The 26,991-nt window shown below is 64.8% G+C and carries 26 protein-coding genes and 1 pseudogene; 17 read left to right on the top strand and 10 right to left on the bottom strand.

All coding sequences use genetic code 11. The features are described from left to right. Window positions 1–236: 236 nt before the first annotated feature. Entirely contained in the window at window positions 237–1,838 is a 1,602-nt protein-coding gene (locus EAV90_RS35805; protein ID WP_129146125.1) for an OprO/OprP family phosphate-selective porin, read from the bottom strand. A 411-nt stretch (window positions 1,839–2,249) separates the two neighbouring features. On the opposite strand from EAV90_RS35805, the gene EAV90_RS35800 reads away from it, so the two are divergent. The 8 genes from EAV90_RS35800 to blaOXA all read left to right on the top strand — a co-directional run bounded on the left by EAV90_RS35800 (window position 2,250) and on the right by blaOXA (window position 10,259). Beyond that, entirely contained in the window at window positions 2,250–3,656 is a 1,407-nt protein-coding gene (locus EAV90_RS35800) for a DegQ family serine endoprotease (protein ID WP_162500231.1), read from the top strand. Further along, window positions 3,653–4,981 (top strand): replication-associated recombination protein A, encoded by a 1,329-nt coding sequence (locus EAV90_RS35795; protein WP_129146124.1) that lies wholly within the window; start codon window positions 3,653–3,655, stop codon window positions 4,979–4,981. Before EAV90_RS35800 ends, EAV90_RS35795 begins: the two co-directional genes overlap by 4 nt. A gap of 52 nt (window positions 4,982–5,033) precedes the next feature. Next, window positions 5,034–6,248 (top strand): RluA family pseudouridine synthase, encoded by a 1,215-nt coding sequence (locus tag EAV90_RS35790; RefSeq protein ID WP_122402714.1) that lies wholly within the window; start codon window positions 5,034–5,036, stop codon window positions 6,246–6,248. Between the two features lie 64 nt (window positions 6,249–6,312). Continuing rightward, window positions 6,313–6,585: a hypothetical protein gene (locus EAV90_RS35785; protein ID WP_244607971.1), complete on the top strand. Its 273-nt coding sequence runs from the start codon at window positions 6,313–6,315 to the stop codon at window positions 6,583–6,585. A 75-nt stretch (window positions 6,586–6,660) separates the two neighbouring features. Next, window positions 6,661–7,449, top strand: coding sequence for an ATP12 family chaperone protein (locus EAV90_RS35780; protein ID WP_122402716.1), 789 nt, complete (start codon window positions 6,661–6,663; stop codon window positions 7,447–7,449). Window positions 7,450–7,503: 54 nt separating this feature from the next. Further along, window positions 7,504–9,108 (top strand): flagellar hook-length control protein FliK, encoded by a 1,605-nt coding sequence (fliK, locus tag EAV90_RS35770; protein ID WP_162500232.1) that lies wholly within the window; start codon window positions 7,504–7,506, stop codon window positions 9,106–9,108. Beyond that, entirely contained in the window at window positions 9,105–9,368 is a 264-nt protein-coding gene (locus EAV90_RS35765) for an EscU/YscU/HrcU family type III secretion system export apparatus switch protein (RefSeq protein WP_122402717.1), read from the top strand. The genes fliK and EAV90_RS35765 overlap by 4 nt, the downstream gene beginning before the upstream one ends. Window positions 9,369–9,419: 51 nt before the next feature. Beyond that, window positions 9,420–10,259, top strand: a complete 840-nt coding sequence (gene blaOXA, locus EAV90_RS35760) for a class D beta-lactamase (protein ID WP_376707289.1) — start codon at window positions 9,420–9,422, stop codon at window positions 10,257–10,259. Here blaOXA and EAV90_RS35755 read toward each other — a convergent pair. The 3 genes from EAV90_RS35755 to EAV90_RS35745 all read right to left on the bottom strand — a co-directional run bounded on the left by EAV90_RS35755 (window position 10,256) and on the right by EAV90_RS35745 (window position 12,125). Continuing rightward, a complete protein-coding gene (locus tag EAV90_RS35755) occupies window positions 10,256–10,747 on the bottom strand; it encodes a hypothetical protein (protein ID WP_122402718.1) in 492 nt (163 codons plus the stop codon). The genes blaOXA and EAV90_RS35755 overlap by 4 nt on opposite strands. Before the next feature lie 207 nt (window positions 10,748–10,954). Beyond that, entirely contained in the window at window positions 10,955–11,551 is a 597-nt protein-coding gene (locus EAV90_RS35750; RefSeq protein ID WP_129146123.1) for a hypothetical protein, read from the bottom strand. 169 nt (window positions 11,552–11,720) lie between these two features. Then, on the bottom strand, window positions 11,721–12,125 hold the full coding sequence (locus EAV90_RS35745) for a DUF4260 domain-containing protein (RefSeq protein ID WP_122402720.1): 405 nt from the start codon (window positions 12,123–12,125) through the stop codon (window positions 11,721–11,723). Between the two features lie 142 nt (window positions 12,126–12,267). Here EAV90_RS35745 and EAV90_RS35740 point away from each other — a divergent pair, with 142 nt between their 5' ends. Together EAV90_RS35740 and EAV90_RS35735 are read left to right on the top strand one after the other, a co-directional pair. After that, window positions 12,268–13,800: an acyl-CoA carboxylase subunit beta gene (locus EAV90_RS35740; RefSeq protein ID WP_122402721.1), complete on the top strand. Its 1,533-nt coding sequence runs from the start codon at window positions 12,268–12,270 to the stop codon at window positions 13,798–13,800. Window positions 13,801–13,931: 131 nt separating this feature from the next. After that, entirely contained in the window at window positions 13,932–14,279 is a 348-nt protein-coding gene (locus EAV90_RS35735) for a hypothetical protein (protein WP_122402722.1), read from the top strand. Between the two features lie 7 nt (window positions 14,280–14,286). On the opposite strand, the gene EAV90_RS35730 is transcribed toward EAV90_RS35735, so the two are convergent. Beyond that, window positions 14,287–14,940, bottom strand: coding sequence for a glutathione S-transferase family protein (locus EAV90_RS35730; protein ID WP_122402723.1), 654 nt, complete (start codon window positions 14,938–14,940; stop codon window positions 14,287–14,289). Window positions 14,941–15,069: 129 nt separating this feature from the next. Here EAV90_RS35730 and EAV90_RS35725 point away from each other — a divergent pair. Both EAV90_RS35725 and EAV90_RS35720 read left to right on the top strand, forming a co-directional pair. Beyond that, a pseudogene (locus EAV90_RS35725) lies at window positions 15,070–15,415 on the top strand (hypothetical protein). Between the two features lie 120 nt (window positions 15,416–15,535). Further along, entirely contained in the window at window positions 15,536–15,823 is a 288-nt protein-coding gene (locus EAV90_RS35720; protein WP_122406605.1) for a twin-arginine translocation (Tat), read from the top strand. 164 nt (window positions 15,824–15,987) lie between these two features. Here EAV90_RS35720 and EAV90_RS35715 read toward each other — a convergent pair whose 3' ends face one another. The 3 genes from EAV90_RS35715 to EAV90_RS35705 form a co-directional block, all read right to left on the bottom strand. After that, complete coding sequence (locus EAV90_RS35715; RefSeq protein ID WP_122402725.1) at window positions 15,988–16,242, bottom strand: GCG_CRPN prefix-to-repeats domain-containing protein; 255 nt, start codon at window positions 16,240–16,242, stop codon at window positions 15,988–15,990. A 186-nt stretch (window positions 16,243–16,428) separates the two neighbouring features. Then, window positions 16,429–17,436 carry an alpha/beta fold hydrolase gene (locus tag EAV90_RS35710; RefSeq protein ID WP_122402726.1) on the bottom strand — a complete coding sequence of 336 codons (1,008 nt, stop codon included), beginning with the start codon at window positions 17,434–17,436 and terminating at the stop codon, window positions 16,429–16,431. 217 nt (window positions 17,437–17,653) lie between these two features. After that, the gene (locus EAV90_RS35705; RefSeq protein ID WP_122402727.1) at window positions 17,654–18,352 is read right to left on the bottom strand and encodes an ArsR/SmtB family transcription factor; all 699 of its coding nucleotides are present in this window, start codon (window positions 18,350–18,352) and stop codon (window positions 17,654–17,656) included. A gap of 170 nt (window positions 18,353–18,522) precedes the next feature. Here EAV90_RS35705 and EAV90_RS35700 point away from each other — a divergent pair, with 170 nt between their 5' ends. The 3 genes from EAV90_RS35700 to EAV90_RS35690 are packed head-to-tail and all read left to right on the top strand — an operon-like array spanning window position 18,523 to window position 20,066. Then, the gene (locus tag EAV90_RS35700; protein WP_122402728.1) at window positions 18,523–18,831 is read left to right on the top strand and encodes an NIPSNAP family protein; all 309 of its coding nucleotides are present in this window, start codon (window positions 18,523–18,525) and stop codon (window positions 18,829–18,831) included. 23 nt (window positions 18,832–18,854) lie between these two features. After that, on the top strand, window positions 18,855–19,205 hold the full coding sequence (locus EAV90_RS35695; RefSeq protein ID WP_122402729.1) for an antibiotic biosynthesis monooxygenase family protein: 351 nt from the start codon (window positions 18,855–18,857) through the stop codon (window positions 19,203–19,205). A gap of 51 nt (window positions 19,206–19,256) precedes the next feature. Further along, complete coding sequence (locus tag EAV90_RS35690; protein ID WP_122402730.1) at window positions 19,257–20,066, top strand: isocitrate lyase/PEP mutase family protein; 810 nt, start codon at window positions 19,257–19,259, stop codon at window positions 20,064–20,066. A gap of 168 nt (window positions 20,067–20,234) precedes the next feature. Here the strand turns inward: EAV90_RS35690 and EAV90_RS35685 are convergent, their stop codons facing one another. After that, window positions 20,235–20,627, bottom strand: a complete 393-nt coding sequence (locus EAV90_RS35685) for a hypothetical protein (protein ID WP_122402731.1) — start codon at window positions 20,625–20,627, stop codon at window positions 20,235–20,237. 166 nt (window positions 20,628–20,793) lie between these two features. Here EAV90_RS35685 and EAV90_RS35680 point away from each other — a divergent pair, with 166 nt between their 5' ends. Continuing rightward, window positions 20,794–21,438, top strand: a complete 645-nt coding sequence (locus EAV90_RS35680) for a trimeric intracellular cation channel family protein (protein ID WP_122402732.1) — start codon at window positions 20,794–20,796, stop codon at window positions 21,436–21,438. Window positions 21,439–21,471: 33 nt separating this feature from the next. Here the strand turns inward: EAV90_RS35680 and EAV90_RS35675 are convergent, their stop codons facing one another. Further along, window positions 21,472–22,692: a cytochrome c gene (locus tag EAV90_RS35675; RefSeq protein WP_122402733.1), complete on the bottom strand. Its 1,221-nt coding sequence runs from the start codon at window positions 22,690–22,692 to the stop codon at window positions 21,472–21,474. Between the two features lie 293 nt (window positions 22,693–22,985). Here EAV90_RS35675 and EAV90_RS35670 point away from each other — a divergent pair, with 293 nt between their 5' ends. Next, window positions 22,986–26,477, top strand: a complete 3,492-nt coding sequence (locus EAV90_RS35670) for an indolepyruvate ferredoxin oxidoreductase family protein (RefSeq protein WP_129146122.1) — start codon at window positions 22,986–22,988, stop codon at window positions 26,475–26,477. The last annotated feature ends 514 nt before the right edge of the window (window positions 26,478–26,991 follow it).

Raw genomic sequence — 26,991 nt, 5'->3', positions numbered from 1 at the left:
CCGGATCTGTCCCTCGCTCCCCGACAGGCTCAAGGCCTTTGAGCACGAACGGGCTCAGATCCAGCGACGGGCGGTTTTGCGAGAACCGCCCGTTCGCACATTCTGGCAGATTTTCTGGACACAAGAGGTCGAATTGCGAAGCAATTCGGGTGAGGGGGTACCGTCGTCTCCGATGCGACGTAACCCCTCACCTGCGCCTTCGGCGCGACTTCTCCCAATGGGAGAGGTGTAGAGTCTCAGAACGCGAACTGCGTGCGCATCGCCACCGCGTCGAACTTCGAGCCGACATCGGCGGTCGAGAGCGGCGAGGCCTGTCGCGACACCGTTCCGTGCAAATAGTCGAGCATGAAGCGCACATTGCCGTTGACGTACCAGTTGAGCGCGAGCGTGTAGACGGTCTGCCGGCCGCCGGCGACGCCGGTCGCGGTTCCCAACTGATTGTTGAGGTCGACCGTCGAGAAGCGTCCCGCGATCTCCCATGCACCCCAGCCGCCACCGTCGAGCGAGAACGGATGCGCCGGCTTGACGCCGTTATAGGCCGCGTTCGCCGCATTGTAGGTCCGGCCTTCGCCCGTCAGCACGTAGCCGGCCTGCGCATAGCCGCCCTGGAATTTCAGGCTCGGTGCGCCGACGAGAGGCACACCGGTGTTGGCGGTGCGATCCACATTGTACCAGAAATACTCGCCCTGGACGATGAACGGCCCGTAGGTCGCCGCCGCCTCGACGCTGTAGACCTGGGCGCCTGAGGCATTGGCGATGGCGCCGGTGGAGATCAGCGTGGTCGGGTCGAGACGCAACTCCGGACGATCGCTGAGCGTGACCGTCTGGGTGTTGGCGATCAAGTTACGCGGCGGTTGGATCAGCCATTGCGCGTCGGCGCCGATATGGACCGAATAGTCCTTGCCGCTAACGGGATTGCCGGCGACACGCGCCACGGCGCCATATTGCTCGCTCGTGCCCGCGGGGGCAGCGCTCGAGGCGGAATGGATCGCACCGGTCGATGGTCCCGTGACATAGCCGCCGATCCAGAGCTGATCGTTGAACCAGCGCGCACCGGCTGCGGAGCGGAAGTCGCCGGCGGCGATATTGGTCGCGATCACGCCGGGCGAGGCGCGCTCCATGAACATGATGTCGTTGGAGCTCGTGGCCTCGTCCAGGGTGTAGGGCAGGTCCATGATGCCTGCCTCGATCGCCATCCGTCCGCCGAACGGCTTCAGGCCCGTGTAGCTGAGATAGGCGTTCTCGACGCCGGAGACGCCGCCGCCCGGCAGCGATCCCGGCGCGGCGCCGCCGAATCCGTCGGAGGAGCCGCCGAAGTCGTAGATCAGCGCAAAATTCCAGTCATTGAGGAATTTGCCGGTGACGCCGATGCGTGCGCGGCGGACGTTCTCGCCGCTGTCGAGCTTTTGCGGCACGGTAGCTGCCGTGTTTGGACGGTAGTCGTAGCCGCCGACATCCCAGTGCACGCGGCTGGTGATGGCAACGCAGTTGGCCTCATCGGCGGTGCAGATGGTCGGCCGGTTGTTCGGCATCGTCACCACGACCCCTGACGGATGCGCCGGTCCCTTGAGCGGGATTGCCGCGTTGGCGTTGGCGACGACCGCCTTCGCCTCGGAACGTGCTTCGGCCTTCGTCTCGGCCCTGGCCTTCGCTGTCGCGGCGGTGTTTGCCGCGGTCTGGCTTTGTAGCTTGTCGAGCTTCTGCTCCAGCAGCTTCAGCTGCTGCTTCAGCAGCGCAATTTCCTGCTCGCTGCTGCTTGCCGATTGGGCCTGGGCCTGCGAGGCCGCCAGCACGCCGGCGAGACCAATCGCCGTGGCTGCAATTCTTGTCCTGCTCACGTTACGCCTCCATCGTTTGACGAACTTCCCCAAGTCACTTGCCAAGTCACTTCCCAAGTCATTTCCCAAGTCACTTCCCAAGTCACTTCCCAAGTCACTTCCCAAGTCACTTCCCAAGTCACTTCCCAAGTCGCGAACGGAGAGCCTAGGTGTGATCGATGACTGCCCCGCGACGCTGCGCCCGGTTGCGTGGGTTCCCACTGGTGTTAATTCGCTGCAACCGAATCCGCTTCTCACCACAATGCTGGATGATGCGCATCATGCCAATGGACAGTCTGGCCAAATTGCCGATTCGCACACTGGGCTTGCAGGCCGGACACACCGGAAAAAGGGGGCGAATATTGCCGTCCGGCGCCCTTCTATTGAGGGGCGAACGCGCCTATATTCCGGCGTCTTTTCCAAGAGGTAGGAATGTTTCGATCGACCTGGACTGCCGCCGTCACCGCATTGTGCATGGCCTTTTCGGCCCATTTCAATCCGGCCTCAGCGCAGGACCGCCGCGTCCCGTCGTCCCCGGCCGAGCTGCGGCTGTCCTATGCGCCGATCGTGCAGCGGGTGCAGCCGGCGGTCGTCAACGTCTATGCCGCCAAGGTGGTGCAGAACCGCAATCCGCTGCTGGACGACCCGATCTTTCGCCGCTTCTTCGGCGTGCCGGGCCAGCAGCCCGAGCAGATGCAGCGCTCGCTCGGTTCCGGCGTGATCGTCGATGCCTCCGGCCTCGTCGTCACCAACGTGCACGTCATCGAGGGCGCGGACCAGGTCAAGGTGTCGCTGTCGGACAAGCGCGAGTTCGAGGCCGAGATCCTGCTCAAGGATTCCCGCACCGATCTCGCCGTGCTGCGCCTGAAGGACACCAAGGAGAAATTCCCGACCCTCGACTTCACCAATTCCGACGAATTGCTCGTCGGCGACGTCGTGCTCGCGATCGGCAATCCTTTCGGCGTCGGGCAGACCGTGACCCACGGCATCATCTCGGCGCTCGCGCGCACGCAGGTCGGCATCACCGACTACCAGTTCTTCATCCAGACCGATGCGCCGATCAATCCCGGCAATTCCGGCGGCGCCCTGGTCGACATGAGCGGCAGGCTCGCCGGCATCAACACGGCGATCTATTCGCGCTCCGGCGGCTCGCAAGGCATCGGCTTTGCGATTCCCGCCAACATGGTGCGCGTCGTCGTCGCCTCCGCCAAGAGCGGCGGCAAAGCGGTGAAGCGGCCATGGCTCGGGGCAAAATTGCAAGCGGTGACACCGGAGATCGCCGAAAGCCTCGGCCTGCGCTCGCCGACCGGTGCACTGGTCGCAAGCGTGGTGCCGAATGGCCCCGCGGCGAAGGCCGGCTTGAAGTCCTCCGACCTCATCACCGGGATCGACGGCCAGACCGTGGATGATCCCAACGCTTTCGACTACCGCTTCGCCACCCGTCCGCTCGGTGGCACCGCGCAAATCGACGTGCAGCGCGGCAGCAAGCCGGTCAAGCTGACCGTGGCGTTGGAGACCGCACCCGACACCGGGCGCAACGAGCTCGTCATCACCGCGCGGTCGCCGTTCCAGGGCGCGAAGATTGCGACCATCACGCCGGCGGTCGCTGACGAGCTGCATCTGGATGCCGACACCGAAGGCGTGGTGATCACCGATATCGGCGGCGATACCGCGGCCGCAAGTGTCGGCTTCCAGAAGGGTGACATCATCCTCGCCGTCAACAACCAGAAGATCGGCAGGACCGGCGACCTCGAGAAGGCCGCAGGCGAGCGGCCGCGGCTCTGGCGCATCACGCTGGTGCGCGGCGGCCAGCAGATCAACGTCACGCTGGGCGGATGAGTCCGAAGCGACCACAGCAGACGCCGACTCTCTTTGCCGCGGCAGGGCTCGACCACGAGGCTCCGCATCCGCTGCCGGACCGGCTACGTCCGCGCACATTGTCGGAGGTCGTCGGCCAGGACCACATCCTCGGCCCCGACGGTGCGCTGACGCGCATGCTGGAGACGCGCACGCTCGGCTCGCTGATCTTCTGGGGCCCGCCGGGTACCGGTAAGACCACGGTGGCGCGGCTGCTGGCGGACGCGACGGATTTGCATTTCGAGCAGATTTCGGCGGTGTTCTCCGGCGTCGCCGATTTGAAGAAGGCCTTCGATGCCGCGCGCGCCCGCCGCGAGATGGGCAAGGGCACGCTGCTCTTCGTCGACGAGGTGCATCGCTTCAACCGCGCCCAGCAGGATTCGTTCTTGCCCGTGATGGAAGACGGCACCGTCGTCTTGGTCGGCGCCACCACCGAGAATCCATCCTTCGAACTCAACGCGGCGCTTCTGTCCCGTGCACGCGTGCTGGTGTTTCGCTCGCTCGATGCTGCTGCGATCGAAAAATTGTTCGCGCATGCTGAAGCGGTCGAGGGCAAGAAGCTGCCGCTCGATGCCGAGGCGCGTGCGGTGCTGGTGCGGATGGCTGACGGCGATGGCCGCGCCTCGCTGACGCTTGCCGAAGAGGTCTGGCGTTCGGCGCGAGCGGACGAGATTTTCAATGCCGCGCAGTTGCAGGAGATCCTGCAGCGCCGTGCGCCGATCTACGACAAGTCGGCCGACGGCCATTACAACCTGATTTCGGCACTGCATAAGTCGGTGCGCGGCTCCGATCCCGACGCCGCGTTGTATTATCTTGCGCGCATGCTGGATGCCGGCGAGGATCCGCTGTTCCTGGCCCGCCGCGTCGTGCGCATGGCGGTCGAGGACATCGGACTTGCAGATCCGCAGGCGCTCGTCATCGCCAATGCCGCCAAGGACGCCTTCGACTTTCTCGGCCATCCCGAAGGCGAGCTCGCGATTGCGCAGGCTGTCGTCTACCTCGCCACCGCGCCGAAATCGAACGCCGTCTACACCGCTTTCGGCACCGCGATGCAAGTTGCCAAGCAGGCCGGCTCGCTGCTGCCGCCAAAGCACATCCTCACCAAGCTGATGAAGTCGGAAGGTTACGGCACCGGTTACGAATACGACCACGACGCCCCGGATGCCTTCTCAGGCCAGGACTACTTCCCGGAAGCCCTTGGCCGCCAGACCTTCTACGACCCGCCCGAGCGCGGCTTCGAGCGCGAGATCCGCAAGCGGCTGGATTACTGGGCCAAGCTGCGCAAGGAGCGGGGCGGCTCGCGCTAGAGGCGACCATTTCGTCGTGACGAAAGGCCGCTTTTAGGCTAGGCAGGCAATCATGAGCCGCCGCATCAAAAGAATGAATCCAAGGCCCCGTTCGCGTGACGAGCGTGAGGACGCGCGTCCGCATCAGACGCGCGGCGCGAAGAAGGTGGGGTCGCGTCCGGGCGGCAAGCCCGGCAGCAAGCCACCCCGCTTTGCGGGCGAGCACGCCGAGCGGCGTACGCCCAAAGTTATGTTGGAAAAAGCTGCGCCGGCAAAACCGGTCGAAGCATTGCTGCCGACCAAGGTGCAGACCGTCACCGTGACGGCGGACGAGAACAACATGCGCGTCGATCGCTTCCTCGAAGCGCGCTTTCCCGGCCTGTCGTTCTCCCACATCCAACGCGTCGTCCGCAAAGGCGAGCTGCGCGTCGACGGCAAGCGCGTCGACAGCAAGGACCGTCTGGAGGAGGGACAGAGCGTCCGCATTCCTCCGTTGAAGCTCGACGCGCCGAAGGTGGTCGGCGAGCTTTCGGAAGCTGCGCAGAAGACGCTCAAGGCGCTGAAGGAGATGACGATCTGGGAGGACGACGACGTCCTCGTCCTGAACAAGCCTGCCGGCCTTGCGGTGCAGGGCGGCTCGGGCATGACACGCCACATCGACCAGATGCTGGAGGTGATGCGCGACGCCAAGGGCCAGAAGCCGCGCCTCGTGCACCGCATCGACCGGGAGACGTCGGGCTGTCTCCTGATCGCCAAGACGCGCTTTGCCGCCTCGCATCTGACCGGCGCGTTCCGCTCGCGCTCGGCGCGAAAGGTCTATTGGGCTCTGGTGCCCGGTCTGCCCAAGCCCAAGCAGGGCCGCATCTCGACCTTCCTGGCGAAAGAGGAGGGCGAGGAGGACACCATCATGCGCATCGCCCAGCATGGCGATGAAGGCGCAAGCCACGCGGTGACCTATTATGCGGTGGTCGAGACCGCCGGCAACAAGCTGACCTGGGTCTCGTTGAAGCCGGTGACGGGCCGCACCCACCAGCTGCGCGCCCACATGGCTCATATCGGCCATCCCATCGTTGGCGATCCCAAATATTTCAATATCGAGAACTGGCAGCTGCCGGGCGGTTTGCAAAACCGGCTGCATCTCTTGGCGCGGCGCATCGTCATTCCGCATCCGCGCGGCGGCGTGATCGACGCCACCGCGCCGTTGCCGCCACACATGCAGCAGTCGTGGAACCTGCTCGGGCTTGACGCAGCCAGATTTGATCCGATCGAAAACGCGCCTGAAGAATAGCTGAGTTGAACGGGAGCGGTCGCAGCACAACATATGGCCCATGAAACGGCTCTCGATCTGTCTCATGGCTTCGATCGCGCTGCTCATGGGGCATGGGGCTCAGGCACAATATGTGTTGCCGGCCCCCTCGCAGGTCGTTCCGCCGCCTTCGTCGCCACCGCCGCCGAAGATCGAGGCGCCGAAGGTTCCGCGGCTCGATGCGCCGCCGAGTTACAACGATCGGCCGCTTCCGCGTAATTCGTTCAGCGATCGCGTCTCGAAGTGCCTCGACGACGCTGCAGCCGCAGGACTGGGCCCGGCCGATCGCGGCACTTATGCGCGCAGTTGCGCGAACTAGCAGCTCCATCGTCATCGTGGCGAAGCCACGACGGCACTGGTAACTTGGTTGACGACAAGGGATCGAAACACCGACATGCGCGAATTGTTCGATGAAGCTGCGGGGCAATCCCCGACCGATCCGCGCGAGGCGGCACGCCAATCGGCACGTCCGCCGCAGCGCAAGCGCTTCTACCAGGAGGCGGGCGTGAGCGAGGCCGAGGGCGGGTATGTCGTTGTGCTCGACGGCAAGCCGATCCGCACGCCGTCCGGTCGTCAGGTGGTGATCCCTTCGCGCGAGCTCGCGGATGTAGTCGCCGCCGAATGGGCAGCCCAGGGCGAGACGATCGATCCCCTGGCCATGCCGCTGACGCGGATAGCCAACAGTGTGGTGGAGGGAGTCGTCGACCGCGTCGAGCTCGTCAGCGCCGACCTCGCAAAATATTTCGAGTCTGACCTGCTGTTCTATCGTGCCGGCCATCCCGAGGGACTGGTCGCCCGCGAGGCCGCGCACTGGGATCCCGTGCTGTTCTGGGCCGCGGAGACGCTGGGCGCGCATTTCATCCTGTCCGAGGGCATCATGCATGTGAAGCAGCCGGAGGAGGCCGTTCGGGCCGCACGCGCCGCGCTGCCGCAGGATGCCTGGTCGGTCGCCGCGCTCCACGTGGTGACCACCCTGACCGGCTCGGCGCTGCTGGCGCTGGCGCTCGCCCATGGCGCGCGGGACGCCGGCCAGGTCTGGGCCGCCGCCCATGTCGATGAGGACTGGAACGCCGAGCAATGGGGCGTGGACGAGGAAGCAGCTGAACGTCGGGCCGTCCGCCTCAGGGATTTCGAGGCGGCCGTGGCGGTGCTGGCGGCCGTAAGACCGCCCACAGGTCCTTAACGAGAGGTTTACGACGCAGCGTTAGGGTAGCCGGCGCTCCCCAAGGCTCTTGAAATGCCGACGCCGGTCACCTCCATCGTTCCCGTCAGCGCCGCAAGCCCCTTGGCTGACGCGGCGACACCTGATCTTGTCATTCAAGCCGGCAGTGTCGTCGATGCCAGGGTGGTCAGCGTCCTCGCCGATAATCTGGTGCGGATCGCGATCGCAAATCTATCGCTCGAGGTGATGTCGGAAGTCGCGCTGTCGCCCGGGCAGAATCTCCAGCTGGCGGTGTCGCAGCAGGACGGTACCATCCGCCTCGCCATCGTGGGCGGGGCAGGCGAGGCGTCCGCCGACCTGGTCACGCTGACGCCGCGTGCGGCCTCGCTGGTGGAGAGCCCGCCGCTTGCGCCATCGGCTGGCGCAGCACGCAGCACGCTGACGCCTTCGGAGCAGGTCGCCGTCACGGTGGCTTCGGCCGAGGCCGTCACCAGGCAGGGCAGCCAGGCGCCGCTGTTTGCCAATCTGGCCTCCGTCGTCACCGGCAGTCATCTGCCCCCGGGGTTGAAGCAGGCGGTGCTGGACGTGCTGGCGCAGCAGACGCCGCTCGACACCGGCCTCGGTGGCGGCGATATCGAATCGGCCTTCCAGAAATCAGGGCTTTTCCTGGAGGCTTCGCTCGCCGCGGGCGCGACGCCGTCGTCTGGCACAATGCCCGATTTGAAAGCGGCGCTGCTGGTGCTGCGCCAGGCACTGGCCACGATTGAGACCGCGGTGCCGCCGACGCAGGGCACCTTGGTTCCGACTGGCGCCGCGGGGACACCGCAGGCCGGCGCCGCACCGGCGGCAGCAGGTGAGCCGGCGCAGGCCGCATCGCCAGCAACCGAACTCGCCCAACAGCCGCAAGTGCCGCGCAGCGCCAATCCCGCGGCTGCCGTGCTCGCCGACATCGCAGGTGGCGTTTCGCAGGCGGCGACACGGACCATGTCCGCAGGTCTTGCCGCGAGCCTTCTGCAAGAGGTTGCGCAAAACCTGCCGCGCCTGACCGGCAACGCGCCGGGAGCCAACAAGGCCGTGCCGGATGGCGATATCCTCGAGGCCGCACACGCGCCGCCGCCGCCATTCCGCGGTGCATTGCCCGCGCCGCAGTCCATCGCCGCGCCATCGCTCGCGCCGGATACGCCGCTCGCTGCCATCGTGCATCGCCTGCTCGACGATACCGATGCCGCGATCGCGCGGCAGACGCTGTTGCAAGTTGCCTCGCTTCCCGATCGCACCGATGCCAGCGGGCATCGCATCGATCCGGCCGTGCCGCAGTGGAATTTCGAGATTCCCTTCGCAACCCCGCAGGGCACCGCGATGGCGCAGTTCGAGATCTCGCGCGATGGGGGCAACGAGCCCGCCGATCCCGCCAAGCGCGCCTGGCGCGCGCGCTTTTCGCTTAATGTCGAGCCGGCGGGGCCCGTGCATGCGCTGATCACGCTGAACGGCGACAAGACCTTCGTGCGGATGTGGGCGGAGCGGCCGGCAACGGCGCAGCAGCTCCGTGCGGGCGTCGGTGAGCTCAGCCGGGCATTGACGAGGGCCGAGCTCAACCCCGGTGATATCGTGGTCCGCGACGGCGCGCCGCCGCAACCGGCGCCGGCCCGCGCCGGCCACTTCCTGGATCGAGCGACATGAGCGATCCATCCAGGCTCGCGATCGCGCTGCATTACGAGAAGGGTTCTGGCGCGCCTGTCGTCGTCGCCAAGGGCAGGGGCACGATCGGCGAAAAGATCGTCGAGATCGCCAAAGCGCACGACATCCCGATCGAGGAGAACGAAATTCTGGCCGGCGCGCTGTCCAAGGTCGAGCTCGGTGAGGAGATTCCGCCGGATCTCTACAAAGCCGTCGCCGAGGTGCTGGTGTTCGTGCTGCGGCTGTCGGGCCGGGGACGCTAGCACGCTGTCATCGTTTGACCAGATATCGGCGGCATTGTAGCCGTCCCTTTCATGGCTCAATGGACACCGCCCTTGCTCACCCGCCGCTCCACCCTCGGCCTCCTCGCCGCAACCGCGATCCTGCCGCTACCTGCGCGCGCTCATGTCGCGCCGCCGCGCAACGAAATCCGCGACACACTTGCAAGACGCTTCACCGATCTCGGTACGTCAGGCACCTTCGTCGGCTACAAGGTCGAGGACTATCTGATCGTCGCCAGCGACAAGGAGCGCTCGGGCGAGGGCAAGTTGCCGGCCTCGACCTTCAAGATTCCGAACTCGCTGATCGCGCTGGAGACCGGTGTCGTCGCCGATCCCGACAAGGACGTATTTCCCTGGGACGGCGTCAAGCGTCCGATCGAGGCCTGGAACAAGGATCACACGCTGCGCAGCGCGATCGCGGTCAGCGCGGTGCCGGTCTATCAGGAGATCGCGCGCCGCATCGGCCAGGAGCGTATGCAAAAATATATCGACGAGTTCGACTACGGCAATCGCGACATCGGCGGCGGCATCGACCAGTTCTGGCTCACGGGTGCTCTGCGCATCGATCCGGTTGAACAGATCGATTTCGTCGATCGGCTGCGCCGCCGTGCGCTGCCGATCAGCAAGCGCAGCCAGGATCTCGTCGCCGACATCCTGCCGGTGACCAAGGTCGGCGACAGCGTCATCCGCGCCAAGTCCGGATTGCTGGGGGCCGAGCGCGGTGAGCCGTCATTGGGCTGGATGGTCGGCTGGGCCGAGAAGGGCGAGGCGCACACCGTATTCGCGCTCAACATGGATTGCCGCGAGCAGCGGCTCATCGCCGAGCGAATGCCGCTGACGCAGGCGTGTCTCGCCGAGATTGGCGCGATCTAGCGCCGATTGAGCGCCAACGAAACTCCCGTGACATTGGTGCCCTGTGGGCGGATCGAGATGCTCTGGCGGCTTCCCCGCGTCGTCAGCGACAGATTGGCCGAAAAGTTGTTGCCGCGCGCGGCTGCGTCGACATGGTCTCCGACCGCGCGCCCCGAGATCGTGCCGGATGCGTTGCGCGTGGCTTCGCTCCATGAGCCGGAAATGGCGCCGCCGCGATATTCGACATCGCCCGTGAGATCGAAATTGTAGCTTTCGCTGGCGCATCTCAGATTGAGCCGAAGCTCGGTGCCGCTTGCGGCGACGTTGTAGGCTGCGCGGCAGCGCAGGCGCTCTTGCCCGCCATCGGTCGTGCTCAGCGTGCCGCCGCCCGACCATGTGCCGGCCATGGCGACAAACGGAGATGCCGCAGCCTGGGCTGCATCAGCCCTACAAGGAAGGCACAGCGCCGTCATGAGTAGGCCTGCCCGCGCAATACCATATCCTGTCATTTGCGGATCTCCATCGTAGGGATTTGACCGTTCCAACGCGCGAACCGGACAACGGTTCTTGGAGGTCCGCCGGTTTCGCCGAGGCTGCCGGGTTGGCCTCGCGACCGGGAAAGGGGACAATGATGCCTGGGCGGACTTCCTGATGAGATCTTTTGCCCTGCGGGAACGTGCTGGCTCCTCATGGTGAGGGGCCCGCGCGCATCCGCCTCAGGCCGAGTCGGCCGTCTTCTTCGCCGTCAGCGCCTGGTCGATCGCAAATCCGCCGATCTCGCTCATCGCCTGCGAGATGACATCGCCTCTGCCGGCAAAGCCGTTCGAGAGGTAATCGAATTGCGTGCGCGCCTGCCGCAGCACTTCGATCGGCACGGAGACGACGGTGTCGTTGAAGCCGTCGACGGAGGCGCGCAGCGCCTCCAGCTCGGCGGTGAGCCTGCGGATATGGCTTTCCGCATCCTGCATCAGACAGAGCAGCTTGCCGCGCTCGTCATCGAATGCGGTGCGCTCGGCGGCGGCAGCGCTGGTCACCTCCGTGAGCTGCGTCCGCATCGTCTCGATCTGCCCGATCATGGCATCGGAGGCGAGCTCGGCGGCCTCATGCAGCTCCGCATGGCGTCTGCTTTCTTGCTGCGCCTCGTGAAACAGCCGCTCCGCCGACATTGCCCGCTGTGACAGCGATTGGATCAGGCTCGCTGCGCGCAGCAGCTTCTCGCCGTTGCGCCCTGACACCATGCTGGCCATTCTCCGCAGGAAGTCGATGGTTTCGGACGCGCTGTTCGGCGGCAGGGGGACGACCGTCGCGGACATGTGTGAATGCCAAAAGGGGCCAGTCGGGCGCGATGACCGCCGCCGTACCGACTGAGCTCACGCTACATTCGGCGCCTGTCCGCGAGTTGCAGCAAGCCTGAATCGGCTGATCCGGTCAACGGAAAGCCGTGGCAAAATTGCCGTCCCGTCCGCCGCCAAGACCGAGAGGTCAGGTCCTGTCCTGCCGTCCGATCCGCCCGAGATGGGTGAAGCCGAAGCCGGCCGAATATTTCAGGCCATAGCCCAGCGCCCGGTCGATGCCGATATGGGCGAGCCAGATCAAGGCGATGGACAAGGTGAGGGGCGAGGCAAGGCCGAAGCCCAGCGTCATCAGCGTAACCGGCGCCATGTAGCTGTGGGCAGCGTTGTAGACGATCGCGCCGAACCTCGCGTCCGACAGGTAGGCGAGGAAGCACAAGTCCGGCGCCAGGAAGAGCAGCAGGTAGAGCATCCAGGAGCCGCCCCAGGCGGCGTAGAGCAGGGTCATGCCTGCAAACAGCGTCAGCCCCTCCAGCCGCAAGAGCAGCCTGACGCCGCCGGTCGCCGTGCCGGTCTCGGCTACGCCCTCATCCATGGTCCGCCTCTTCGTGCCAAAACTCTGTAATTCCTTGCGCTTTCCCGCTACGGCAGGGCAGCCCTGCGACCGCGAAAGCGGCTTTCCGGCCCGCAAAATGCCGTGTTAGAACCCCGCATCACTTAAGACCTGGCGGGAGCAAATGAAACACATTCTGGACGCCCTTGAAGATCGTCGTGCCGGCGCCAAGCTCGGCGGCGGGGAGAAGCGCATCGAGGCGCAGCACGCCCGCGGCAAGCTGACGGCGCGCGAGCGCATCGAGCTTTTGCTCGACAAGGGATCGTTCGAGGAGTTCGACATGTTCGTCGAGCACCGCTCCACCGAGTTCGGCATGGAGAAGACCAAGGTGCCGGGCGATGGCGTCGTCACCGGCTGGGGCACCGTCAACGGCCGCAAGACCTTCGTCTTCGCCAAGGACTTTACCGTGTTCGGCGGCTCGCTGTCCGAGACCCACGCGCTGAAGATCACGAAGCTCCAGGACATGGCGATGAAGGCGAGGGCGCCCATCATCGGCCTCTATGACGCCGGCGGCGCCCGCATCCAGGAAGGCGTTGCCGCGCTCGCCGGCTATTCCTACGTGTTCCGCCGCAACGTGCTGGCCTCGGGCGTGATCCCGCAGATCTCCGTCATCATGGGCCCCTGCGCCGGCGGCGACGTCTATTCGCCGGCGATGACCGACTTCATCTTCATGGTGAAGAACACCTCTTACATGTTCGTCACCGGCCCCGACGTGGTGAAGACCGTGACCAATGAGGTCGTCACCGCCGAAGAGCTCGGCGGCGCCTCGGTGCACGCCACGCGCTCCTCGATCGCGGACGGCGCCTTCGAGAATGACGTCGAGACGCTGCTGCAGATGCGGCGCCTGATCGATTTCCTGCCGTCCAACAACACCGACGGCGTGCCGGAATGGCCGAGCTTCGACTCCATCGAGCGGGTCGACATGTCCTTGGACACGCTGATTCCCGATAATCCGAACAAGCCTTACGACATGAAGGAGCTGATCCTGAAGGTCGTGGACGAGGGCGATTTCTTCGAGATCGCGGAAGCCTTCGCCAAGAACATCGTCACCGGCTTCGGCCGCATTGCGGGGCGCACCGTCGGCTTCGTCGCCAACCAGCCGATGGTGCTGGCCGGCGTGCTCGACAGCGACGCCTCGCGGAAAGCCGCGCGCTTCGTCCGCTTCTGCGATGCCTTCAACATCCCGATCGTCACCTTCGTCGACGTGCCGGGCTTCCTGCCGGGCACGAGCCAAGAATATGGCGGCCTGATCAAGCATGGCGCCAAGCTCTTGTTCGCGTACTCGCAGTGCACCGTGCCGCTGGTCACCATCATCACCCGCAAGGCCTATGGCGGCGCCTTCGACGTCATGGCCTCCAAGGAGATCGGCGCCGACATGAACTACGCCTGGCCGACCGCCCAGATCGCGGTGATGGGCGCCAAGGGCGCGGTCGAGATCATCTTTCGCAGCGACCTCGGCGATCCCGACAAGATTGCCGCAAGAACCAAGGAATACGAGGACCGCTTCCTGTCGCCGTTCATCGCGGCCGAGCGCGGCTACATCGACGACGTCATCATGCCGCACTCGACGAGGAAGCGGATCGCAAGGGCATTGGCGATGCTGAAGGACAAGAAAACGGAAATGCCGGCGAAGAAGCACGACAATTTGCCGTTGTGAGGAGGTCACAGGCGCTTTTATGTACAAAACCGCATGGTGCCTCGAATGGACGGTTGGGGGCAAGCTGCCTGGCTGAGAATGACCTAGCGACGACGCTCCATCCGCAATCGAGCTCCTAATCTTGAAATCCAATGACCGAAGACGATCTGACCGATGAAATTTCACAGATCGAAGATCGGATCGAGGCGCTCGCCGAGATCGCCGACCGGTGCCGCAAATACATCCTGGCGTCCAAGATTGCCATCGGTGGCGGGGCGGCGCTGCTGCTCGTTACGATCCTCGGCCTGTTTGGCTTCGGTCAGACCGCGGCGCTCGGCTCGATCGCGTTGGTTCTTGGTGGGATCGTCTCGCTCGGCTCGAACATCAGCACGTTGCGGCAGACGGAAGACGCCATCGGTGCCGCCGAGGCGCGGCGTTCAGCGTTGATCGGCAGCATCGATCTTCGTGTGGTCGCCGATACGCCGCTCAAGCTGGTGTGAGGCGCCTTCACGAGCCTCGCGCCTTATCCGCCGCCGCGAAATGAGCGATCTGGTCGGCGCGCGCCTTGACGAACGCCGGCCGCGCCGTGGCGCGCGTCACGTAGGCGCGGCAGGCTGGGCTGTTCGCCAGTCCCTCAAAGCGATCGACCACCCGGAGCACGTCTGCCATCAGGATGTCGGCGATGGAGAAGGGGCCCGCCAGCCATTCGCGGGCAGCCAGCACCGGCTCGAGGTGCTTGAGGCGGAGCTTTAAGAAGTCGTCTACGAACTTCACGGCAGGCGAACCGTCGTCAATGCCCATGAATTTGTACATGGTCCAGGGCAGGCTGGGCATCTCCACTGAATTGAGCGCCGCGAACACCCACTTCGTCGCCTCGTTGCGGCCGCGCGGATCTGCTGGCAGCAACGTCTCGCTGAGTTCGCCGAGATGCAGCAGGATCGCGCCACTCTCGAAGATCGAGAGGTCGCCGTCGGTCAGCCACGGTACCTGGCCGAAGGGCTGGTGCGAAAGATGCGCCGCGCCGCGATCGCCGAACGGCACGCTGGCGACGCGATAGGGCAGGGCGGCTTCTTCCAGTGCCCAGCGCACGCGGAGGTCGCGCACGAAACCCCTGGGCATCTCGGGAACCCAGTCGAAGGTGGTCAGCGTGAGGTCGGCCATGCCGCATCTCCATGTCGTAGTTCGAAGCAAGGTCGTACGAAGAACACGCGTTCCGACATGGGCGCCAGCTTTTTTTGTACCCGGCGGCCGAAGCGGCTAGTCTCGCCGCAAACAATGGGAGGAAACCCGATGCCGTCAGCGTTCTTCATCGTCCGCGCCATCATCACCGATCCCGACAAGCGCGCCGCCTTCGACCGATGGTACGAGACGGAACATCTGCCCGATGCAGCGAAGGCGTTCGGCATAGCCAAGGCCTGGCGCTTCTGGAGCCTGGACGATCCTTCCCTGCCACCAGGCGATGTATCAGTTCGATGACGAGGCCAAGCTGAATGCGATGCTGCAAGGTGATGCGCTACAAAGGCTCGTTGCCGACTTCAACCGCGACTGGCCCGACGTGAAGCGCTCGCGCGAGACGTTGGTGCTGGCGCAGGAGTTCGCGACGAGATCCTGTAGCCCGGATGAGGCGCAAGCGTAATCCGGGCGCTTCGCCTCTCGGCTTCATCGTGAATCTGAATATGCGATTCAGCTTCGGTTCATGTCGTCATCGCGACACTCCTTGTGCATCACTCTTACGATGATCCAAGAGGAAGAAGTCATGGAGCGCCGGAACTTTTTGAAACTTGCATTGGGGATGACGGCGGGCGCCGCCGCCTTCGCCGCGACCGCCGCGCAGGCCGCGCCGTTGTCACCGCAGCCGCTTGGTAATGCCGCCCGCACGCCGCAAGGCAGTCCCGACGTTCATCCTGCCGTCACGACCAGCGAGGAAGCCGCCAAGCTGACGCCTGAGCAGGTGCACTGGCATGGGCGCGGCCACCATTGGGGCTGGCGCCGCCGTCATTGGCGCCGGCATCACCGGCGCTGGCACCGCCGCCACTACTGGTAAGTTCGCCCCACGGCGGAAATTGAATGGGGATCGCAGCTGGCGATCCCCGTTTTGGTTCCAAGGCGCTCCAGTTCCACGGCGGATGGAATCGTCGGGAGCAATCTAAAGGAAATGGCCGCGCAAGCTTTCGCCGCGCGGCCACTCCGCAACGCAAATGGACGAGATCAGATCGGGCGGCAGCGGCCGGCGTACCAGCGGAAGCCGTAGGGGCACACGCGCGCGCGAGGCACAACGACGACCGGCGCCGGGGCGACCACCACGGGGGCGGGGCGAACGACGACCGCGCCGCGCATCGGACGGCAGCCGCCGCCATAGGGGCCGCGATACCAGCCCGGGCCGCAACCGCCGGCGGCGCTGGCCGCCTCGCTGAAACCGACGACCGCACTGGCGAGCATGACGGCCGCAAACAGGTATTTCATTGGATCTTCCTTCTTGTCCTTGAGGTCAGGCTTAGGGGCGCTTGCAGCGCAGGATGAATCAAGAGACACGATTCGACACGTTAAATCAGGGACCTGCCAACACGTCGCGAGCCAAGCCTGCCAATCACGATCTGAATGCGGCATGAACGTTCCACGCATCCTGCCTCAGACGATACGCATGTGGCGCTAGCGGCCGAGAAAGCCCAGCACCACCTCCCTGTACGTCTCCGGCGCCTCCAGGAAGACGAGATGGCCGGTGTCGGGAATGACTTCGGCCCGCGCATTCGGCATCTTCGCCGCCAGCGCCTTCGCCAGTTCGGCGTTCTGCCCCATCTTGGCCCGCAGCGCCTCCGGCGCGAGTGGTCGGCCCGGCGCGTTGTGATCGTCGGCCCCCATGATGAACAGCGTCGGCAACGCGATGAGCGGGATCTCGTGCGCCACCGGCTCTCGATAAATCATCTGGCCGGACGAGACGAAGGCGCGCAGCCAGCGCGGATAATCGGGACTGCCCTTGATGTTGAAGCGGGCATCGATGAACGGCGTGATCGCCTCAGGCGGCAGCTTGATCGCGTAATTGGTCTGGAGCTGCTTGCGATAGCCGTCGGCGGTGAGCTTGTCCTCGGTCTCCATCATCTTTTCGGTCGGCGTCGGCGGCACGTAGAGGCGGTAGTCCTCGAGGCCAATCGGCGCGGTCAGCACCAGATGGGCGAGGCGATCCGGATAGGCGCGGGCGATGCGCACGCCCAGCATGCCGCCGAGCGAATGCGCGACGATCTCGGCCTTGTCGATCTTGAGATGGTCGAGCAGCGAAATGGTGTTGCGCGCCAGATTGTCGAAATGCAGCTCGCTCTGCGGCTTGGAGGATTTGCCGAAGCCGACCTGGTCCGGCACCACGACACGAAAGCCGGCCTCGCTCAGCATCCTGATCACGGGTGCCCAATAGCTCGACGGAAAATTGCGCCCATGCAGCAGCACGACAGTGCGGCCGTTCGGCTGGGCGGCCGCCACGTCCATATAGGCCATGCTGAGCTGCTCGCCGTCGTTGACGACAGGCAAGAGGTGCACGGGGTAGGGATAGGCAAAGCCTTCGAGCGCGATGCCATAGGGTTCGCGCGGCGCGGTATCGGCGGCGTGTGTTGGGGGTGGGATTGTAACGAGGGCGGCAGCGAGCGCGGCTGGGAGGAGGCGGTTCATTCGAAATCCCGTGTTTGGCAACGTCGTTCCGGGGCGATGCGAAGCAGCGAACTCAGGTGCGCAATTGCGCACCTGAGAACCTCGAGATTCCGGGTCTGGTCCTTCGGACCATCCCGGAATGACGGTGGCCATAAAGACGTGGATGGCCGGGTCAAGCCGGGCCATAACGAGATCATCCAATCACACGCAAATGTGCGATCACAGGTGGAGTGCGTGATCAGTCCTTCCCATTCCCGAACAACGCGGCGAACTGCTTCTCGCCGGTGCGGGTGAAATTCACCACGCGGCTGCCGGGCGTGGCATCGCGGCAGGCCCATTTCAGCTCGGCGAAGCGCTGCATCAGGGCCGCGCCCAGCGTCCCGGCGAGATGGTGACGCCGCTCGCTCCAGTCGAGGCAGGCCTTGCACACCGGGCGGCGTGGGTGGCTGAGCATGTCGGGTGAGATCTGCAGATGTTTGGCAAGGAAGCGCTCGCCCTCAGTCGTGAGTTCGATGTCCTGTTTCCTCTGCCTGACCAGCTGCCGCTGGCGCAGGGAGTCCAGCATCTGCACGCCGAGATCGCCGGCGAGGTGGTCGTAGCAGATCCGCGCGCGACGCAGCGCAGGATCCTTCGGTCCGGTGCGCACGCGCATGTGGCCGGTCCGCGCGGCGAGGCCGGCAAGTCCCTCGAGCACCCCGGCGACGTCGTCGTCGGTGAGGCGATAATAGCGGTGCCGGCCCTGCTTCTCCGGCTCGACGAGGCCGCCGGCCTCGAGCTTCGAGAGATGCGAGCTCGCGGTCTGCGGTGTGATGCCGGCCTCCTGTGCCAGCTCGCTGGCAGTGAGCGCGCGGCCATTCATCAGCGCGGTGAGCATATTGGCGCGGGCGGGGTCGCCGACCAGGGAGGCGACCATGGCGATGTCGGGGCCTGATTTCATGCTTCGATGGTAGCCGAAGCATTGTGGTCAGGCAAGGGCGTAGCCTCTCACCAAGTCGTCATTGCGAGGAGCTCTTGCGACGAAGCAATCCAGAACCCTTTCCGCGGAGGGATTCCTGGATTTGCTTCGCTGCGCTCGCAATGACGATGTGGAAACAGAGGAGATCCCGCATGCCCGTCACCGTCTTCATCCGTTACCAGCTCGATCCCTTCAAGCGCTCGCAGTTCGAGGAATATGCGAAGCGCTGGCTCACCATCATCCCGAAATGCGGCGGTGACCTGATCGGCTATTTCATGCCCCATGAGGGCACCAACAACATCGCCTTCGCGCTGATCACCTTCGAGAGCCTGGCCGCCTATGAAGCCTATCGCGCGCGGCTGCGACAGGACGCCGAGGGCATGGCGAACTTCCATTTCGCCGAGGAGAACAAATTCATCCTCGCCGAAGAGCGCACCTTCCTGCGCAAGGTGGTATTGTAGCCGACCAACAGCAGGAGACGCCCATGATCGCCGTAATCTTCGAGGTCTGGCCCAAGCCGGAACACCGCCAGGACTATTTCGACCTGGCGGCCGATCTGAAGCCGCTGCTGCAGACCATCGACGGCTTCATCTCGGTCGAGCGCTTCGAGAGCCTGACCGAGAAGGGCAAGATCTTGTCGGTGTCGTTCTGGCGGGACGAGGCAGCGGTGGCGGCCTGGCGCAACACCATGGAGCACCGCCGCACCCAGGCAAAAGGCCGCGCGCAAATCTTCGCGGATTATCATTTGCGCATCGCCAGCGTGATCCGAGACTACAGCATGACCGACCGCGAGCAGGCCCCGAAGGACAGCCGCGCCGTGCACGATGCGCACTAGCGGACTTGAAACCGCGCGCCTATGTCTGCGCGGCCAACAAGGGAGAGAAACATGCATGTGACGACCGCTGACAAGCGCGCGACGTTCAGGAAGATGCACGAGAGCGGCTGCTTCATTTTGCCCAATCCGGTCGATGTCGGCAGCGCGAAAGCGTTGCAGCATCTCGGTTTCAAGGCGATTGCGTCATCGAGCGCGGGCTTTGCCTGGACCATCGGCAAGGCGGACAATCACGTCAGCGTCGAGGACGTCTGTCAGCATCTGGCAGCATTGAGTTCGGCCGTCGACATCCCCGTGAACGCCGATTTCGAGGGCGGCTTTGCGGTCGAGCCGGATAAGGTTGCCGACAATGTCGAGCGCTGTGTGCGCACCGGCGTCGCGGGCCTGTCGATCGAGGATTCCACCGGCGACAAGGACAAGCCGCTCTATGATCGCGCGCTCGCGGTCGAGCGCATCAAGGCCTCGCGCGAGGCGATCGGTGACAGCGGCACGCTGCTGGTCGGCCGCTGCGAAGCCTATCTCTGGGGCGTGACCGATCTCAAGCTCGTCATCGACCGCCTGACCGCTTATGCCGATGCCGGCGCTGACTGTCTGTACGCGCCGGGCCTGAAGAGCCGCGAGGACATCGTCGCGGTGGTGAAGGCGGTGCATCCAAAGCCGTTCAACCTTCTGATCGGCGCGTCCGGCCTGTCGCTGCGGGAGGCCGGAGATCTCGGCGTCCGGCGCATCAGCGTCGGCGGCTCGCTCGCCCGCGCTGCCTGGGGCGGCTTCATGCGCGCGGCAAAGGAGATGGCGGAGAAGGGCACGTTCGCAGAGCTCGGCAGCGGCTATCCCGGCGGTGAGCTCAACAAGATGTTCAGCTAAAGCATGATCCGGAAAAGTGCGAAGCGGTTTTCCGGAAAGATCATGCGTAAACAACAAGCTAAAGCGCGATGACGATTCATCCAAATCTCATCGCGCTTTAGGCAAGCGCATAGCTACGAAAACGAAAAGCGGCGGGATGTGAGGTCCCGCCGCTCCAGCTTGCGGCTGCTACTTCGCGCCGTCAGACGGAGTCTGCGTATCCGGGGCGGGCTTGCTCGGCGCAGCACCCGTGGTCACGCCCGGCTCGGTGTTGCTCCGCGGCGTCACGTCACGCATGCCGGGAGGGGCGGCCGGATTGGCGGACGGCGCCTGCTGCGCAGTCTGCGTTGACGGGGTATTGCCCGCCTGGTTGTTGGTGGTGGTGTTGTTCAAGCCGTAGAACACGGCGCCCAGCACCAGGGCGACCGCCACCGCAAACAGCGCGATCTTGCCGCTGGAGGCAGGGCCTTCGCCGAGCTCGGGATCGGCCTGCAGGTCGGCATCCCGGCGCACCGCGCGAGAATACTCATCGTCGGCGAGGTTCGGGCGGTACGGATCGTTGGGAAAACGGTCGTCAGCCATCGATTGGTTCTCCTCGGGTTATGACTTCGGGACAACCCTCAGCTGCGAGCTTCTGTTCCGCGCCACCCAATGCTTTCGTCGTATGTTGCTCTACTCTCGGGAATCGGGAACCTGTTCCGTCGGGAATCCCGCGCGTGAGTTCCATTGCGAGGAGGGGAACAGGGCGATGTGGAGCCTGCCGCCGACCGATACCGTGCTGCATTTCCTGTTGCTGGTTGCGGTGGCCGCACAGGGCATGACGGCTGCGCTCGCTGCCGGGCGTCGCAGCATGGATTGGTTAGGCGTCTGCTTCCTCGGCTGCATCACCGCGCTTGGCGGCGGCACGCTGCGCGATCTCTTCCTCGGACATTATCCGCTGGCCTGGGTCGCCAACCCCATTTATCTCGCGCTCGCCGGCGGCGCCGCCTTCGTCACCATTCTGATCGCGCGTCTCGTGCACCGGCTGAAGGTCGCCTTCATCGTGCTCGACGCGATCGGTCTCGTGATCTTCACCATGGCGGGCTGCGACGTTGCCTGGCAGATGGATGCGACGCTGCCCATCGTCATCGTCTCCGGCATGGTGACGGGCTGCGCCGGCGGCGTGCTCCGCGACGTGCTCTGCAACGACGTGCCGCTGCTGTTTCGCTCCGAGCTCTACGCCAGCGTCTCGGTGGTGACGGGGCTGTTCTATGCGACCGCGTTCGGCCTGCAGCTCAACGCGGAGCTCTGGACCATCCTGACCTTCGTCCTCGGCATCAGCTTCCGCCTGCTCGCGGTGCGCTACAAATGGGAGATGCCGAAGTTCGTGTTCACGGACAACGAGGAGCGGTAGCTCCATCCATGTCGTCGGGGCGGCAGCGGCGAGCTACTCCTCCTTCCTTGCCTTCGCTACCTGCGACGGCGTCACCAGCGGCGCGGCATTGCCCCAGGAATTGCGGATGTAGTTCGCCACCGCGGCGATCTCGCCGTTGGACAGATTGGCATAGCCCGGCATCTCGCCGGTGTTCGGCGCACGCGGCGTCGTCACGGTGTGGGCGCCGTCGAGGATGATGCGCAGGGTCGAGGACGGATTGATCGATTGCAGCAGCGCATTGCCCGGCAGCGGCGGATAGATTCGCGGGCTGCCCGTGCCGTCGGCCTCGTGGCAGGCGATGCAGAGCTTTGCGTAGACCGCCTGGCCGGCCTTCATCTCGGCTTCGTCCGGCGGCGTCACGATCGTCTCGCGTCGCGCCGGCGGCAGGCTTTTCAGATACAGCGCGATCGCACGAATATCGGCATCGCTCATCTTCGCCGTGGAATTGACGATCACCTCGGCCATCGGGCCGCCGGCATGGCTTTTCGCGTTGCGTCCGCTTTGCAGATACTCCGCGATATCAGCTTCGCTCCAGGATTTCAGCCCGGTGCGCGCAGCGCCATCGAGCCTTGGCGCGTACCAGCCGCCGACCTCGTTGCCCGAGAGCGCCTGGGCCTGCTTGTCGGCGCCAAAATAGTTCTTCGGCGTATGGCATGCGCCGCAATGGCCGAGACCGGTGACGAGATAGCCGCCTCTGTTCCACGCCGCGCTCTGGCTCTGATCCGGCTCGAACAGACCGGGCTTGAAATAAATGGCGTTCCAGATCCGCATCAGGCCGCGGTAGCCGAACGGCCAGCGCAGCTCCGGTGGCTTGTTGCCGCTCGCCACCGGTGCGAGCGTGCCGAGATAGGCGCGGACCGCCAGCGTGTCGTCCTTGGTCATCCGCGTGAAGTAAGGGTAGGGGAAGGCCGGATAATAGTTCGATCCATCCGGCGCGATGCCATAGCGCATGGCGCGGGTGAAGTCGGCATCCGTCCAGGCGCCGATCCCGGCATCGCGGTCCGGCGTCAGGTTCGGCGCATAGATCGCGCCGAAGGGGGTGTCGATGCGCTTGCCGCCCGCGAAGGGCCTTGCCGGATCAGCGGTGTGGCAGCCCGCGCAGCCGCCGGCCTCGACCAGCGCCTTGCCATAGGCGATCAGCTCTGGCGACGGCTCGGCGGCACGGGCCGCGCTTCCAATCGCACTGCACAACGCCAAAACCGCAAGAGCCAAGCCAGCCAGAATCGTCCGCATCGAAAGCCTCTCCTGCGACCAATCGACCCCACCTGCGTGAAAGGAGCATCAATTCATTTCGCGACGGCGGGGGTATGGTGACACAAATTGAAAATGCTCAGCGTGTTTCAGGCCACGAAATTGCGATTTTTACCCGAGGCTCCCTTTGGTCCAGATTTGTGATGCGGATCGTGAAATATCCGACATAGAGTGGCGGAAGTGGTCGGCGCGCCCTAGCTAAAAACAACGGGGATGCAACGGCTTAAGCGACGCTAAGTGACAAAGACCTGAACAGGGCGGTTAAAGAGGACAGCATGGGCATCAACCAGGGTCCGATCAGTCTCGATCAAAAATACACCCAGCAGACCGGACACGTCTTCACCACGGGCATCCAGGCCCTGGTGCGCCTGCCGATGGCCCAGATCCGGCGCGATCGCGCCAATGGCCTCAACACCGCCGGCTTCATCTCCGGCTATCGCGGCTCGCCGCTCGGCGGCTACGACCAGCAACTCTTCGCCGCCCGCAAGCATCTCGAGCAGTACAATATCAAGTTCCAGCCAGGCGTGAACGAGGACCTCGCCGCAACCGCCGTCTGGGGCTCGCAGCAGCTCAACCTCTCGCCGGGCGCCAAGTATGACGGTGTGGTCGGCATCTGGTACGGCAAGGGTCCTGGCGTCGACCGCTGCGGCGACGTGTTCCGCCACGGCAATGCCGCGGGCTCGGCCAAGAACGGCGGCGTGCTCTGCCTTGCCGGCGACGACCACGGCGCGAAATCCTCCACCGTCCCGCATCAGTCCGACCATGCCTTCATCTCGGCACTGATGCCCTATCTCTATCCGTCGAGCATCCACGAGATGATCGAGATGGGCCTGCTCGGCATCGCGATGTCGCGCTATTCCGGCTGCTGGGTCGGCATGAAGGTGATTACGGAGACGGTGGAGACCACCGCCGAGATCGACCTCACCGACGAGATGAAGCCCTTCATCATCCCCACCGATTTCGAGTTGCCGCCCGGTGGCCTCAATCTGCGCTGGCCCGACGACCGCTTCGAGCAGGACCGCCGCCTGCAGGACTACAAGGGCTTTGCCGCGATCGCCTTTGCCCGCGCCAACAAGGTCAACCGCGTCACCATGGACTCGCCGAACGCGCGTTTCGGCATCATGGCATCCGGCAAGAGCTACGAGGACGTGCGGCAGGCGCTGCGCGAGCTCGGGATCACCGAGGAGGTCGCCGCCAAAATCGGCCTTCGCCTCTACAAGATCGGCATGCCCTGGCCGCTGGAGCCGGAAGGCGTGCGCCAGTTCGCGGTCGGGCTCGAGGAGATCTTCATCGTCGAGGAACGCCGCGAGATCGTCGAGAACCAGGTCAAGCAGGAGCTGTTCAACTGGCGCGACGACGTTCGCCCGCGCATCGTCGGCAAGATGGACGAGCACGACAAGCGTTTCCTGACCTTCGCCGCCGAGCTCAGCGTCGCCTCGCTCGCGACCTCGCTCACCGAGCGACTGCTCCGGCTTAATCTCAATCCCGAGATCGCGGAGATGCTCCGCGCCAAGGCCGACTGGTTCAACGGCCGTCAGGCCACGCAAATGCAGGCGGTCGCACCCGTCTCCCGGACCCCGTATTTCTGCTCCGGCTGCCCCCACAATACATCGACGAAAGTTCCCGAAGGCAGCCGCGCGCTCGCCGGCATCGGCTGCCATTTCATGGCGCTGTGGATGGACCGCTCGACGGAGACGTTCACCCATATGGGCGGGGAGGGCGTGCCCTGGGTCGGCATCGCACCCTTCACCAACGAGAATCACATTTTCGCTAATCTTGGTGACGGCACCTATTTCCATTCGGGCATTCTCGCCATCCGCCAGGCGATCGCCTCCAAGGCCAACATCACCTACAAGATCCTCTACAACGACGCTGTGGCCATGACCGGCGGCCAGCGCCACGACGGCGATCTCTCGCCGCAGCAGATCACCCAGCAGCTCTATGCCGAAGGCATCCGCGAGCTCTATCTGGTCTCCGAAAACCCGGACGCTTATCCGGCCGATACCATCGCGCCCGGCGTCAAGAAGTATCACCGCGACGAGCTCGACAACGTCATGAAGATGTGCCGCGAGTTCAAGGGCACCTCCGCGATCGTGTTCGTGCAGACCTGTGCCGCCGAGAAGCGCCGTCGCCGCAAACGCGGGCTGATGGAGGACCCGGCGCGGCGCGTCATGATCAATCCGGCCGTCTGCGAAGGCTGCGGCGACTGTTCGGTGCAGTCGAACTGCATCTCGGTCGAGCCGCTGGAGACCGAGTTCGGCCGCAAGCGCGCCATCAACCAGTCATCCTGCAACAAGGACTATTCCTGCCTGAAAGGATTCTGTCCGTCCTTCGTCACCATCGATGGCGGCGCGCCGCGCCACCGCGCGCCCGCCGAACTCGTTGAGATCGGCGAGCTGCCCGAGCCGACATCGCGCCCGACACTCGACAAGCCCTATAACATCGCGGTCGGCGGTGTCGGCGGCACCGGCGTGCTCACCATCGGCGCGCTGCTCGGCATGGCCGCGCATATCGAGGGCAAGGCCTCGATGATCCTGGACATGTCGGGCCTCGCGCAAAAGGGCGGGGCGGTGCTCAGCCATGTCCGCCTGTCGGATCATCCGGCGGAAGTCACCTGCTCGCGCATCGTCACCGGCACCGCCGATCTCGTGCTCGCGGCCGACGAGGTGGTGGCGGTCGCCAAGGACACCATCACGCTCTGCGACACCAGCCGCACCCGCGGCATCATCAACAGCCACGTCATCCCCACCGCCGATTTCATCCTCAATCGCGATTTCAACTTCCAGACCCGCAAGCTCAATGCGGTGCTGGAGACGGCGCTGCACAAGGATTCCGTCTTCTTCGACTTCACCAAGCCGGCCGAGCAGCTGCTCGGTGATGCCATCGCCACCAACATGATGATGATGGGCTATGCCTATCAGAAGGGTCTCTTGCCGCTCTCTGCGGAAGCGATCGAGCAGGCGATCGAGGTCAACGGCGTCTCGATCAAGATGAACAAGGAAGCCTTCCGCCTCGGCCGCCTCGCGGTTGCCGATCCCAAGCGTCTTGCCGACATGCTGAAGGGAACGGACGAGGTGGCTGCGCCGAAGACGCTGGATGCCATGACGCTGGACGAGGTGATCGAGCATCGCGCCAAGCATCTCACCGCCTACCAGAATACCCGTCTCGCCAAGCGCTATCGCAAGCTGGTCGGTCAGGTCCGCGACGCCGCCGCGAAGGGCGGTTACGGCGATGCGCTGCCGCGTGCGGTCGCGGTGAACTACGCCAAGCTGCTGGCCTACAAGGACGAATACGAGGTCGCGCGCCTCTTCACCGACGGCGCCTTCGAGCAGCAGCTCCGCGACCAGTTCGAGGGCGATTTCAAGTTCAGCTTCAACCTGGCGCCGCCGATCCTGGCGTCCGGCGTCGACGCGCTCGGCCGCCCGAAGAAGCGCGCCTTCGGCCCATGGATGCTGAACGTCTTCCGCGTGCTGGCAAGGTTCAAATTCCTGCGCGGCACGCCGTTCGACATTTTCGGCCGCAGCGCCGACCGCAAGCTCGAGCGCGATCTGATCGCCGGCTACGAGAAGGACGTCGCCACTGTGCTCGGCCTGTTGTCGCCGGTCACGATCGATACCGCGGTCGAACTGCTCTCATTGCCCGACCGCATCCGCGGCTACGGCCCGGTGAAGGAGAAGGCGGTGAACGACGCCAAGGCCCGCTACGCCCAGCTCGCCGCCGATCTCGCAAACCCGCCGCCGGCGCCTCGGCAGATCGCGGCGGAGTAGGAAGGTCTCGCAGGGTGGGCAAAGGCGCAAGCGCCGTGCCCGCCACCTGCCATTGATCACGAAGAAGACGTGGGCACGCTTCCGTTTTGCCCACCCTGCGACACCATGCCTTGTGCTGCCCGCCGGGCAAAACACCCATACCGTAGGTCAATCCGTAACCGCAAAAATATTCCACTTTACCGAAATTCGGAATTGTCGTAACCCTCGCTCACCTCATCCCGGTCAGAGGGGCGTATCGCGATCGTCACGAAACGCGGGGTGAGCGGCGGTGGACGTGGACTGCGTCACGCGAGCAATTGTCTCGCGGCACGACGGGCGCGGTCTCGCGTACGGCAAAATCGTGTGGTCCTGACGCCCGGGGTCTGTGCGTCAAGTCTTGCGATCGCTCGCAAGGCGACGGGGGCAATAGTGCATCGCTCCCCGGGGAGCAACTGTGTTGAAGTAGCCCGGCGATCGGCCGGCCTCAAGGCTGGCGCTGGCGCGCCACCGCCTCCGGCGGCTTCCGGCCTTGACC

The sequence above is a fragment of the Bradyrhizobium vignae genome (assembly GCF_004114425.1).
Taxonomy (GTDB): Bacteria; Pseudomonadota; Alphaproteobacteria; order Rhizobiales; family Xanthobacteraceae; genus Bradyrhizobium; species Bradyrhizobium vignae.
The sequence above is the reverse complement of the archived record's forward strand: the minus strand, read 5'-3'. Positions and strand labels throughout refer to the sequence as shown.